Genomic DNA, 12,832 nt, shown 5'->3' with positions numbered 1-12,832 from the left:
GAATAGTGATGACAGACAAACTTGAGTCGCAACTCACCGAACGTTTTTTTCGTTACCTCGCCGTCAGCAGTCAGAGCGATGCTAAATCAACCTCCTTGCCCAGCACCCCGAGTCAGCACGCCATGGCAAAACTGCTGGCGGATGAGCTGCGCGATTTGGGTCTCGATGAGGTGGTAATTGATGAACATGCCACAGTGACGGCAGTAAAACGCGGTAACCGTCCTGACGCACCGCGCATCGGGTTTATTACACACATCGATACCGTTGATGTCGGTTTGTCGCCTGATATTCACCCGCAGATCCTCACCTGGCAGGGCGAAGATCTCTGTCTGAATGCAGAGCAGGATATCTGGCTGCGCCGCGATGAACATCCTGAGATCGCGCCCTATGTGGGTCAGCAGGTGATTTTCAGCGACGGGACCAGCGTGCTGGGCGCTGACAACAAAGCGGCGGTTACTGTAGTGATGACGCTGATGGCCAATCTTAAAGGCGACCACGGCGATATCGTGGTGGCCTTTGTGCCGGACGAAGAGATTGGCCTGCGCGGGGCGAAAGCACTCGATCTGGAATCGCGGTTTAATGTCGATTTTGCCTGGACCATCGACTGCTGCGAACTGGGTGAAGTGGTATATGAAAACTTCAATGGTGCTGCTGCAGAGATTGTGTTTACCGGTGTGCCCGCACACCCGATGTCGGGCAAAGGCGTGCTGGTCAATCCGCTGCTGATGGCACATGACTATATCAGCCTGTTTGATCGCCAGCAGACGCCGGAGCACACCGAAGGTCGCGAAGGCTATATCTGGTTTAATGAGATTCAGGCCAACGCCAGCAAAGCCACGCTAAAGGCCTCCATTCGTGATTTTGACCTCACCAGCTTCGCCGCACGCAAGCAGCAGTTGCAGCAGGCAGCGGAAAAACTCGCAGCACGTTATCCCACCGGCGACGTGAGCATCACGATCAGCGATATTTACAGCAATATCAGCAATGCACTGGGTGAGGATCGTCGGGCGATTGATTTGATCTTCAGTGCGTTTGCCGCGCTGGAAATTGAGCCAAAAGTCATTCCGATGCGTGGCGGCACGGATGGGGCTGCGCTGTCAGCCAAAGGGTTGCTGACGCCGAACTTCTTTACCGGCGCACACAACTTCCACTCACGCTTCGAGTTTCTGCCGATTACGTCCTTTGTGAAATCCTATCAGGTGGCGGAAAAACTCTGTTATCTGGCGGCGGGTTAACAGTTTTATTAATGCTTATATGTACAGGGCTGAAATGGGAAGTTCAGCCCTGATTTTGATACAGCCAGTGAAACCTAATCAGCGAATTTTCCACATTAAACGCGCGTTTTATTAAGGCCAGAACCTGCGTTATTCCGTCACTATTATAACTTCACCTCCCAAAAGCACCCTCCTTTTATCCGGTTTATTTTGATCGCGCGCATTAATGAGCACTTAAGCGGATTTACATACATCTTAATGCTCTTTATCTTCAATGAACATTTAAATACGGGGATAATTTAAGGGGTTCAGTTATGCAACACGCTGATGAAATAATCAATTATTTACAGGCGAACGAAATTTTAGCAAAAAAGTTAGATCGGGCCTTTAATGGGGTTAGTGATGCATTATCACATCAGATTGAACACATAGGTTCAGGCGTGCAACGTGCGCTTTATTACACCTCCTGCTTCACAGAAAAATATCAGGAGGTTTGTCAGAAGCAAAAAGTCGAGGACGTAAGATTTGCAAAGGGAGTGATTCAACTTAGAAGGCATGGCAATGTTATAAATGACATGCTCAAGATATATTTCAATGAACTATTCAGATATAAAACAATTAATCAACTGGAGCAAATAAAGAAGTCTCTCATGGCGGTAAATGTACATATTGCGCCAGTCATCTCACCCAACACGGTTTTTCTTCCGCCGTTACGTCAGCAGTTGCAGTCGGCATGAAAGTGAACCTTGATATGAGCGCGCTAATTGGCGAAGGGCTGGCAGTGCACATACAATTGCTGGAATTTATGGAGTCATTCAGAAAGCAGCAGATTGCGCCAACCGGTTAAATTACACTTTACCGGCATATTATGCAGCACTCTATGAAAAAGAACTTTAAATGATGTATTTCCTGATTGACCCGTTATTTGTTAACTCGGGAGCCCTCAAAAACACGTCCCCATCCGATAATGAAATTTCAAAAATAATCACGACTATGATTCGATAGCCAAATGATTAAAAATATTATATACCGGATTTTTAAAAGAATATTCAAATCAATGATTGAGGTTTATGTCCCCCCATTTCTTATTCTTACTTTCGCAGTCATCTTCGTGCAGATTTTTCCAGAAGGTCCTTTATGGCCCATTGCAGTCTTTGCCTTAATTGTAATAATGGTTTTTCCACGAATATTCAAATAGCAATGCTAAACATCAGATAATGTCAGAAACCTCAATAAGGAAATAAAATTATGTCTGTACCCGCTCATCTATGGCTTGACGATGAAAACGGTTCACCCATCGTGGGGAGCTGCCAGATGCCACTCCGACTCGGTTCAATAGAGTTAAAATCGTTCGCGCACCACATCACCATTCCTGTTGATCCCGCCTGGGGAAAACTAACCTGTACGCGTGTTCACAGCCCGATTACTATCGTCAAAGAGTTCGACCAGACAACGCCCGTTCTTTATCGCGCAATTTGTGAAGGACGAATACTTAAAAATGGCACAATAAAAATGTACAGAATTGTGGAGTCAGGCAGTGAGGTTGAATATTTCAATATTATGCTGGAAGGGATAAAGCTCACTACCGTTTCTCCCTATCTTGCCCCTAACGGACTAAGCAGCACGCACCTGGAAACACTGGAATTGCGGTATCAGGCTATCACCTGGAAATATACGGACGGAAACATTATCTATCGGGATGAATGGAATAACTTTGCAAAGGCTTAAATCTAAGAACTGTTTGGTAAAAATGAAGGCTGACATAATCAATCGGAGAGAATCGGGCGCAGAGTGCGCCCGATTCTGTTTATGGCTTCGCGCTCACATCAATGCCCGGGAAGTATTTTTCAGCCAGCTTTTTGATGGTGCCATCGCCCTGCACTTTGGCGATCGCCGCATCAAGAGACTCCTTCAGCTGGGCGTCATCTTTGCGCAGGCCGTAGCCGATGCCCGAGCCAAGAATCGCGTCGTCTTCGACCGGCTTGCCGACAAAGCCAAAGCCTTTACCCTGGGGCTTATCAAGGAAACCGGACTGACCGGCAGCAGACATCACCAGCGTGCCATCAAGGCGGCCCGCGACCATATCGTTGTAAACCTGGTTCTGATCCTGATACGACGTGACCGTTACGCCCTGCGTCTCCCAGTGCTTCTTCGCATAGGTTTCCTGAATAGAGCCCTGCAACACGCCGATGTTTTTACCTTTGAGACTGTCGGCGGTCGGTGCCAGATTTTCACCGTTTTTCGCCACAAGCATGGTCGGAATACGGTAGATCGGCTGCGTAAACGCGATGCTTTTGGCGCGCGCTTCGGTGATATTCATCGCCGAGTTGATGGCATCAAATTTTTTCGCCTGCAGCGCCGGGATCAGCGCATCAAAGCTGCTCTCGACCCAGTGGCAGCTGAAATTGCCGGCCTTACAGATAGCGTTGCCCAGCTCAATATCAAAGCCTTCCAGCTCCCCTTTAGCATTGCGGCTTTCAAATGGCGGATATTGTGACTCTACGCCGTAACGTAAATCCTGTGCCAGTGCCTGTACCGATGTCATCATGCCCAGAGCAAGAAAAAGCGCGTTCAGTTTCTTCATTATTTACCCCGAAAAGTCCTGGTTACCTGTTCCCGATGCTGCCTCACGCGGTGGCGTGATTCAGTGAGAAAAAGCAGATAGCGCCGCTGCGCCAGCCTCTAGTGTCGCCTCGTCTTTCGCAAATGAGAGACGAATCAGTTTGTTGTCTGTGCCATCCATATAAAACGCCGACAGCGGTATGGTGGCCACACCGTGATCGACGATGAGACGTTTTACCATTTCACTGTCCGGCTCGTCACTGAAATGTCCATAGCTGGCGAGCATAAAGAACGAACCGGCACTCGGCAGCAGCTGGAACGGCGAATTTTGCATCAGGGTGATCAGGCGATCGCGCTTCTGCTCATAGAAGGCGCTGAGCGACAGGTAGTTCTCCGGCCGCTGCAGGTAGTGTGCGAAACCCACCTGCATCGGCGTGTCGGCGGCGTACATCATAAACTGATGCACTTTCACCAGTTCGGTCATCAACGCTGCCGGCGCCAGGCAGTAGCCCACCCGCCAGCCCGTGACGTGGAAGGTTTTACCAAACGAGGAGACGATGACGCTGCGCGCCGCCAGTTCCGGGTGCGTTGCCATGCCACAATGAGAGTGACCATCAAACACAATATGCTCATAGACTTCATCGGAGAGCACCACGATATCGGTATTGCGAATCAATGCCGCCAGCTGATTAAGGTCATCAGGCGTCAGTACCTGCGCGCTGGGGTTATGTGGCGTATTAATGATGATCATGCGGGTGCGCGGTGTGATCGCCGCCCGCAGCGCATCCCAGTCGATGGCAAATGACGGCACCTGCAACTTCAGGCCTATCGGCGTACCGCCCTGCAACCGTACCACCGGAGCATAGCTGTCAAATGCCGGTTCAAAGAAGATCACCTCATCGCCCTGATGCACCAGCGCGGTAATCGCCATATAAAGCCCCTGGCTGGCGCTGCCGGTGATTAGCACTTCACGGGCAGGATCATATTTCTGGCCATAAAGCGCCTCCACTTTACTGGCGAGCGCCTCGCGTAAGGCCGGCAGGCCCATCATGGCGGCATACTGATTATGTCCTTCCTGCATCGCGCGACTGACAGAGTCGACCAGCGCCGGATCGCAGGGGAAGTTGGGCGCACCCTGCGACAGGTTGATCGCCTGATGCTGCGCCGAGAGCTGGCCAATCACGCTGAAAATAGTGGTGCCGACGTCCGGCAATTTTGAGTGGATAGCGACAGGCGTTTTCAGGGACATAGTCTCTCCGTCAGGGGCATAACCGATCAGATGCGGTAAAACGCTATTCAACGGGCTGCCACTTGAGTCGGCAAGCGAAATGTCGTCATAATAGCCATGAAAAAAATGCATAGCTGAGGTTCACTGTGTCACGCTTATCGCTGCCGCTTAATGCCATTCACGCCTTTCTGGTGACCGCCCGTCATCTCAATCTGACCCATGCAGCCCGTGAGCTGTGTCTGACTCAGGGTGCCGTCAGTCGCAAGATCGCCGCACTGGAGCAGTGGCTGGGTGTCACACTGTTTGATCGCCACGCGCGCGGCCTGCGGCTCACGCCACAGGGCGCCGCGCTGCTACCCGAATTGCAGCAGGGTTTTGAACTGATGCTTAAGGCCAGCGAAAAGGTCCGCCGCAGTCAGGTCAGCATTCGCCTGAAAGCGCCGACCTGTGCGATGCGCTGGCTGGTCCCCAGGCTGATGGAACTGGAACAACAGCGCCCTGAACTGCATGTGGCCCTGACGACAACGCTGGATCATGCTACGCAGCTTGAAAATTTTGATGCCGCGATTGTCTATGGCAAGCCGCATCCTGAAGGCGTCTGCCTGTTCTGTGAGTCACTGACACCGGTAATGGCAGCGAATCAGCCCTGCCCGGACTCTCCGGCGGCGCTGACTGCAATGACCTTTTTGCATCCCACCGCAGACACCCGTGACTGGCAGTGCTGGCTGAAAGCGCAGCAGGTCACACTCAGCATGAAGCGAAACCAGCATTTTGCCACGATGGATTTAGCGATCAGTGCAGCGATTCAGGGATTTGGCGTGGCGATTGCCGACAGCAATCTGGTGGAGAGTGATATCGCCAGCGGCAGGCTGATTAAGCCGTTCGCTGGCGAGGTTAAAACGGGCGCCGTTTACAGTCTACTGCAACGGCCTGCGCAGGATGCGCCACCGTTCCTGGCGGAACTGGTGGCGTGGCTTAGCCGGGATCAGAAGGTGACCCAGTCGCCATTATCAGCAAGTTTGGCCTGAGGCGCACTTAGCACCGGGGCTTTTGGCGCAGCCGGTTTATTGCCGGTGACAGGTGCGCTCTGGCGTTCACTGGAAAGACGGAACTTCGACACAGAGGCCTGCAGCGCTTCTGTCTGCAGCGCCAGCGCGCTTGCGGCGGCGGAAACCTCTTCAACCAGTGAGGCGTTTTGCTGCGTGACACTGTCCATTTCTGTGACTGCTGTTCCCACCTGAGAAATGCCTTTGCTCTGCTCTTCTGAGGCGGAGGCGATCTGTTTCATAATCGCATCCACATCCTGTACCGATTTCAGAATATTATTCATGGTGCCGCCGGTGGTGCTCACCAGCTCGGCGCCTTTACCCACACGCTGAACGGACTCTTCAATCAGAGTCGCGATCTCTTTGGCCGCATTGGCACTGCGCTGGGCAAGGTTACGTACTTCAGACGCCACTACAGCAAAACCCCGACCCTGTTCACCGGCACGAGCCGCTTCAACGGCGGCGTTCAGCGCCAGAATATTGGTCTGGAAAGCGATACCGTTAATCACGTTGGTGATCTCAGCAATTTTCTTCGAACTGCCTGAAATGCCATCCATGGTGCTGACCACTTCGCTGACCAGCTGGCCGCCTCGCTGTGCCGTCGTGGTGGCGGTTTCAGCCAGCAGGCTGGCCTGACGGGCGTTATCAGCGTTGAATTTCACCGTAGCAGTCAACTGCTCCATGCTGGCTGCAGTCTGCTCCAGCGCAGAGGCCTGCTCTTCAGTGCGTGATGAGAGATCATTGTTACCTGCAGAAATTTCTGCCGCCCCACGCGAGATATTCTCAGTACCGCTGCGAATGGCGCTAACCGCTTCACGCAGGCTATCCTGCATGGCGCTCAGCAGCGGAACCAGTTTACCCACACAGTTGCGACCGAATTCATTGACCGGCTGGCTGAGGTCACCCGTGGCAATCACGGCGAAATGGGTGCGAATGCTTTCCAGCGGACGAACCAGCATCGTTACCAGATAGCGGTCGGTAAACAGCAGAATAAACAGACCAATGATGACCGTGATGGTAATTATTGTTTTCGTCGTCGCGGTGAGGTGATCAACTTCAACGCGGGTGGTATCCAGCTTTTGAGCTGCACCCTGACTGAATTTCTCTGCGCTGACGCCAAACGCGCGGCTTAATGCCGGAGTGACGTTGTTCGCCTGCTGGCGATAAGCATCAGGTGTTGGCTGACGCGCCAGCTGAAATTGTGGCGTTACGCCTTCATCCAGCAGCTTCTGCCAGCTTTGAATCACACCATCCACGACTTCCGGGTTCATCGGACCGGGGGCGAGCTGTTTGAAGCGTGCCAGTTGCTGGGTCATACCATCCAGCGCCTGTTGCACCGGCGCGTACGATTCGTCGGTCAGGGTTTTACCTGCCGCTTTGCTTTCCATCACACGGGACAAGCGCGTGACAACACGAAAATATTGATCGTTTCCTTTGCTCAGCACCGTCATTTGCTCAACCAGATGACGGTCAACCTCGTTGCCTTCGCTGAGCGCGCCAAGAGAGTGGATGCTATACAGCCCGACGCCGGTCCACAGTAAGCAAAACAGCCCCAGAATCGTGAGCATCACTGCGCGAATGGTAAAATTTTTGAGCATTCCCATACCAAAATCCTATACACGTTGACCCGCAAGCGTCGGGCATAGGAGGTTTATCGGCACAGGAAGGTGAAAATGTAACTGTTTTGTTACCTATTATTTTACAGCGTCAAATAGGATTTAACGCTGTAAACTTCTTTAATTTTAATACCTTACAGTTAATTAAGCAGATTAATTTCATTTGCAAAATTTAATGATTAGCAGGCTAATCTTTCTGGTACACCTACAGCCTGACCAGATGCGTCATTAATAATCTGAAGAGACGCATGCGGGCGCGCATAAAATTTCGCTTCAGAACCAATCCGCTTTTATGCTCCTGACCAAGTGACATTGTCACATCCTGCCCCGGATGCCAGGCGGGCCAGACGACCTCGCCTTCCAGCTGGTGCTTATATTCTGTGGCATCACGGGCGAAGGTAAACCAGTAGTCACTGACCTGCTCAGCAAAGGCCTGATCGCTATCACTGAACGGACGATTTTCATTGGGATCGGGCATCTGGCTCAGCGTATTCAGCACATAGGGCACTTCATTGCCGTGCCAGGTGCCGTGTGGATAGAGATCGTGCGCATGCTCTGAAACATAATCAAACCAGTAGCGCCAGCCCGGCATGCCAGCATTGTGCTGCGCCCGCATCACCAGCCATGGCACCAGCGTGAAAGCCATATCGCGTGCCACGGCGCGTCCCAGTAGATGATCGTCATGGATGTCATACATCCATTTAAGCGTACGGTAAGTGAGTCGATTTTTGTCGCGTAACTGCTGCAGCACTGCAGTAGCATCAACACCAAAATATTCCAGAACGCTGGCTTCATCGCTGTTACTGCCGGCCATCAGCGGCAGACGGTGCTGTTTTGCCGCCATAAAGGTTTTCAACATGGGCTCAGGCAATACGGCGTCACCGGCAATGGGTACCGGCGGAATCGCCAGTGGGCCGTCCAGCGACCAGAAGGCGTCAGCGGGCAGTGCGCGCAACGCCTCTGCGCTGACATCGGCTGGCAGTCCAAAATGGCGGGCTACAGCGACGCCCTGCTGACGCGCTTTTTTCAGCGGCGTGTCCGGCAGGCTATAGGCGCTCTGTACGATGCCTTTGTGAAACAGCCCTTCGGCCAGTGGTGAACAGCAGAGTGACAGCACACTGCGCGCACCAGAGGATTCACCGAAAAGCGTCACATTGCGGCGGTCGCCGCCGAATGCAGGAATGTTGCGCTGCACCCACTGCAGTGCGGCAATCTGGTCAAGCAGACCAAAGTTGTTTACCGTGCCCGCGGCAGGATACTCAGCGTCCAGGGCCGGGTGTGAGAAGAAGCCGAGATGACCCAGCCGGTAGTTAAGGGTGACCACCACTGCGCCCCGGGACGCCAGCGGTTTGCCGCTGTACGGTGCCAGGCCGCCCGCACCAATGGTGTAGCCTCCTCCGTGCAACCACACCATCACCGGCAGCGGCGTTGACGGTTCGACATCGGGTGTCCAGACATTCAGGTAGAGACAATCTTCACTAAACTCACCGGGATCGCCGCCGCCCACAGCCTGGCAATACGTGCGATTTTGCCAGGCAGATGACCCGAACGCCGTGGCATCGCGCACATGCTGCCACGGTATCACTGGCTGAGGCGGGCGCCAGCGTAGTGCGCCCTGCGGTGCCGCCGCATAAGGTATGCCTTTAAATACGAAAAGGTCATCATCCATGCCTCCACGTAACTCTCCCTCAGCAGTCATGATCCTCAGACCCGTTTCGTTTTTCATTCCTGTTTCCCTGTCTAAACGTTCCTCCATTATTTGCAGGCACGCCAGTATTGTCCAGGTACGGAGGGGATTTGCAGAATATGCCGAAGCGAGAGATGCAGGGGCTAGCATGCCCATCAACAGGTTCAGAGCGTCAGTGATGACCAGGGATTAACGTTGTTTACGTTTCGCCAGCACGTGAATGCGTTGTCAGCGCCGACGATATCCACATTTCTCACGCATCCCACGCGTTTTTACTGCAAATAATTAGTCAGTTTTCTAACACATCAGGATACTCACGCCGCTAAATTTTCGCTGGATGGTGAAGCGTCTTTTTTTCCAGGTGAACTGAACAGGCCTGATCGATTACCTTCCATCAGGACCATCCGCTTAACAGGGCTGTGGTGAAGAGAGCAACGCGGGCAACGTAGACGTTGCCCGTAGACACTGTCAGGCCTCGCGCAGGCCGCACTGCGCCAGTGAGCGCTGCTGGCGCTCTTCATATAACGCCATCTCATCCAGCACAGGGGTACCCAATGCGGCTTCAAACGCCTGCCGGCTCGCCTGTCCCGCCGAACGAACCTGCGCCCGATCGCCAAGGTTAGACTGAAAAATGCCTGCCGCGCTCACGGGAAGAAAATCCTCATAGGTGATGGGGTCAGCCAGTACACGCCCTTCTTTGATAAGGGTCTCCAGCGATTCCCCCTGGGCAGGCGGCGTAGCAATACCCTTTTCGCTCAGGCGATAATGAAACCACGCCAGTCCCTGCTGGCGCAGCGTGGTTTCGTCGTCCGGAAAATCGCGGAAAATCGTCGACAGATGTTGCTGGTGTTGCTGATTATCCTGACCGCTGCCCGCCTCGCTCAGTAATCGATCGTAGAGTGCGCGTCCTGCGGGCGTCAGCGCTGCCCCGCGCTGCTCAATTTCTCCGAAGCGCGCCGTATGCGTTCCCTGATGACCTTCTTTAAAGATGATCGGCTCTTCCAGCGCTTTAAAGCTGGTTTGACGTAACAGGATGGGGACCTGACGACGAGGCGGTCCCTCGATCAGGGTTTTCGGATCGATACCGCGCGACGGCATCAGTTGCTGGACACGGTCGATATCCAGTGTGCGCGGCGTAAGATGGTTGATGTGACAACCGGGAAAGCAGACTACATCCGCAATCAGCCGGTGCTGCTGGTTCAGCGCCTGATAGGTCTGGCTGTCTACACTGCTGTGAGCATGCCAGCGGAAGGTTTCCAGCGCTTCAGTCACAAATTCACCGGCCTGCTCCTCCGTTAATCCGCCCTGCTGCTGATGCAGTTGCAGTAACGCCCGGCAACGGGGAGTGAAAATGTCGCGCGCAGAGAGAATCTCCGCCGCTTTTTCACGCAGCGCCGCATCGTCGATCAGTTCAGGGCGTAACAGCGAGGTAAAGACCCGGAAGGGATTGCGCCGCAGTGCCGCATCAGTTACTGGCCGGAACGCGGTGGAGTGCACCGGCACCCCTGCCTGAGAGAGATCGTAATAGCCAACCGGATGCATTCCCATCACCGCAAACACCTGTCGCAGTGTGGCGAGTTCGTCTGCGGTGCCGACACGGATCGCGCCATGGCGTTCAACATTAAGTCGGCCGATTTCATCAGCAGCCGTAAGGCGATCTTTCAGCGCACTATCCGCTTCCAGTACGCGTTCATTAACGGTAGCGACCAACTGCATCAGCGTGCCATATTGCGGCACTTCCTGCTGATACATGGCTGACATTGCCTGAGAGAAACGGGTGCGGATGAGGTCCGCACTGATAAAGTTGTCCATCTTATCCACCTGACACCATGATCGTTGCTGCTAATGTAATGCAACGCGCTGGCGCCAGTGGAAAAAATCACGAATCTGTGATCGGCTTAAAGCCATAGCGGTTTTTTAACAGCAGCATCAGGGTAGTGATCACAGCCGGTATCGCCAGCAGCAGAAAGATAACGCTGAAAGACCAGCCGAGTGACATCATCTCTGCACCGACGAAAGCGCTTAAAATCGCACCAATGCGGCCCACACCATGCATCCAGCTGGAGCCAGTGGCGCGTGCGTGCGTGGGATAGTAGCTGGCGGATAAGGCATTCATGCCGGTGTTAGCGCCGTTGAAACAGAAGCCACTGCAAAAAGCGATTGCGCTCATCATGCCCACTTCGGCTGGCGAAAAGCCAAGGGCCACGATAAACAGCCCGCCACAGCCGTAAATCGCTGCCAGCGCCAGATTGGCATTAAAGCGATCCATCATCCAGCCTGCAAACAACGATCCCAGCGTCCCGCCAGCCTGATACATCGCGGTGATAATCGCCGCTTCGGTGACAGACATGCCCAGCGTGTTGACCAGTGATGGCAGCCAGCTGCCAATCAGGTAGACCATGAACAGTCCCATAAAATAGCCACCCCACAGCATCGTGCTGCCAAACAGATAGCGGCGTGACAGGACGGTGCCGATCGCGCCACCCGCCGGCACGCTGACTTCCGGCGCGTGAAACGCACAGTCTGGTCGGGTTTTGCCCGGCATCATCCGATCAAGGATGGCGTGAATGCGGGCAGCCGGTGCACCACGACTGATGAGGAATCGCACGGATTCCGGCAGGCCACGAATCAGTAATGGCAGCACCAGCAGCGGCAGTATGCCGCCCAGTAGCAGCACGGAGTGCCAGTTATAGCGCGGGAGCAGCCATGAAGCGGCAAATCCCCCGCTGGCCGCGCCAAAGGTGAAGCCGCAGAACACAACGGTGATAAGAAATGCCCGCCGCCGTTCAGGCGCATACTCCGCCACCAGCGTACCGACGTTGGGCATTGCGGCACCCAGCCCCAGCCCGGTCAGGAAGCGGAACAGCATCATCTGTTCAATGTTTTGTGACAGCGCGGTTGCCAGCGTCCAGAGACCAAAAAAGAAAACGCTTAAGATAATCATCATGCGACGGCCATAACGGTCAGCCAGCGGCCCCGCTACCATCGCACCCAGCGCCAGACCGATTAAGGCGGCGCTGATGACAACGCCGAGCTGATGATTTGTTACGCCCCACGCGGCTTTAAGCGTCGGCGCAATAAAACCCATAATCGCAATGTCCATGCCATCGAGTGCTACCACGATAAAGCAGAGAGCAATGAGCCGCTTTTGCCAGGGGCTCAGTTGCTGCTGGTTGATAAGCTGGCGGACATCTACCGCCTCGATGCTGGTCAATGAACACTCCCTGAGTAAAGAAATCTGGCATCAGTTTAAGTAAAAAAAACGGCGTTTATGATAGCCGATCGTTAACCTTAAGCGGTCAGATTTTTGTTTGATAGTGAGAATCATTCATATTCATGCAATTAAGTTCTTGATTTCTCTTTAACCAGAGAATGAACACATTACAACCGTTTTAAGATGAATGCTTGAAAATCATGGTCTTAAACAGCGAAGCGGTCATTCCCGTGCTTTTGTTAAAAAAAATTTGCAGCAAAGTTAA

The 12,832-nt window shown here is 53.5% G+C and carries 10 protein-coding genes; 4 read left to right on the top strand and 6 right to left on the bottom strand.

What is annotated here, in order from left to right; all coding sequences use genetic code 11:
* Window positions 1-8: 8 nt before the first annotated feature.
* The 3 genes from pepT to KTJ90_RS09490 all read left to right on the top strand — a co-directional run bounded on the left by pepT (window position 9) and on the right by KTJ90_RS09490 (window position 2,942).
* Window positions 9-1,235 (top strand): peptidase T, encoded by a 1,227-nt coding sequence (gene pepT / locus KTJ90_RS09500; protein WP_003853706.1) that lies wholly within the window; start codon window positions 9-11, stop codon window positions 1,233-1,235.
* Window positions 1,236-1,528: 293 nt separating this feature from the next.
* A complete protein-coding gene (locus KTJ90_RS09495; RefSeq protein WP_050556846.1) occupies window positions 1,529-1,951 on the top strand; it encodes a hypothetical protein in 423 nt (140 codons plus the stop codon).
* A gap of 511 nt (window positions 1,952-2,462) precedes the next feature.
* On the top strand, window positions 2,463-2,942 hold the full coding sequence (locus KTJ90_RS09490) for an Hcp family type VI secretion system effector (protein ID WP_003853709.1): 480 nt from the start codon (window positions 2,463-2,465) through the stop codon (window positions 2,940-2,942).
* Between the two features lie 79 nt (window positions 2,943-3,021).
* On the opposite strand, the gene KTJ90_RS09485 is transcribed toward KTJ90_RS09490, so the two are convergent.
* Both KTJ90_RS09485 and KTJ90_RS09480 read right to left on the bottom strand, forming a co-directional pair.
* Complete coding sequence (locus tag KTJ90_RS09485) at window positions 3,022-3,798, bottom strand: type 2 periplasmic-binding domain-containing protein (RefSeq protein WP_499024313.1); 777 nt, start codon at window positions 3,796-3,798, stop codon at window positions 3,022-3,024.
* A 60-nt stretch (window positions 3,799-3,858) separates the two neighbouring features.
* Window positions 3,859-5,025 carry a methionine aminotransferase gene (locus tag KTJ90_RS09480; RefSeq protein ID WP_003853712.1) on the bottom strand — a complete coding sequence of 389 codons (1,167 nt, stop codon included), beginning with the start codon at window positions 5,023-5,025 and terminating at the stop codon, window positions 3,859-3,861.
* A 125-nt stretch (window positions 5,026-5,150) separates the two neighbouring features.
* Here KTJ90_RS09480 and KTJ90_RS09475 point away from each other — a divergent pair, with 125 nt between their 5' ends.
* A complete protein-coding gene (locus KTJ90_RS09475; RefSeq protein WP_003853714.1) occupies window positions 5,151-6,032 on the top strand; it encodes a LysR family transcriptional regulator in 882 nt (293 codons plus the stop codon).
* On the opposite strand, the gene KTJ90_RS09470 is transcribed toward KTJ90_RS09475, so the two are convergent.
* The 4 genes from KTJ90_RS09470 to KTJ90_RS09455 all read right to left on the bottom strand — a co-directional run bounded on the left by KTJ90_RS09470 (window position 5,990) and on the right by KTJ90_RS09455 (window position 12,567).
* Window positions 5,990-7,654, bottom strand: a complete 1,665-nt coding sequence (locus KTJ90_RS09470) for a methyl-accepting chemotaxis protein (protein WP_003853716.1) — start codon at window positions 7,652-7,654, stop codon at window positions 5,990-5,992. The genes KTJ90_RS09475 and KTJ90_RS09470 overlap by 43 nt on opposite strands.
* 217 nt (window positions 7,655-7,871) lie before the next feature.
* Window positions 7,872-9,392 carry a carboxylesterase/lipase family protein gene (locus KTJ90_RS09465; protein ID WP_003853717.1) on the bottom strand — a complete coding sequence of 507 codons (1,521 nt, stop codon included), beginning with the start codon at window positions 9,390-9,392 and terminating at the stop codon, window positions 7,872-7,874.
* Between the two features lie 429 nt (window positions 9,393-9,821).
* On the bottom strand, window positions 9,822-11,165 hold the full coding sequence (hglS, locus tag KTJ90_RS09460; RefSeq protein WP_003853719.1) for a 2-oxoadipate dioxygenase/decarboxylase HglS: 1,344 nt from the start codon (window positions 11,163-11,165) through the stop codon (window positions 9,822-9,824).
* A gap of 67 nt (window positions 11,166-11,232) precedes the next feature.
* Window positions 11,233-12,567: an MFS transporter gene (locus KTJ90_RS09455; protein WP_003853721.1), complete on the bottom strand. Its 1,335-nt coding sequence runs from the start codon at window positions 12,565-12,567 to the stop codon at window positions 11,233-11,235.
* Window positions 12,568-12,832: the final 265 nt, after the last annotated feature.

The sequence above is a fragment of the Pantoea jilinensis genome (genome assembly GCF_019104105.1).
Classification (GTDB): domain Bacteria; phylum Pseudomonadota; class Gammaproteobacteria; order Enterobacterales; family Enterobacteriaceae; genus Pantoea; species Pantoea eucalypti.
The sequence above is the reverse complement of the archived record's forward strand: the minus strand, read 5'-3'. Positions and strand labels throughout refer to the sequence as shown.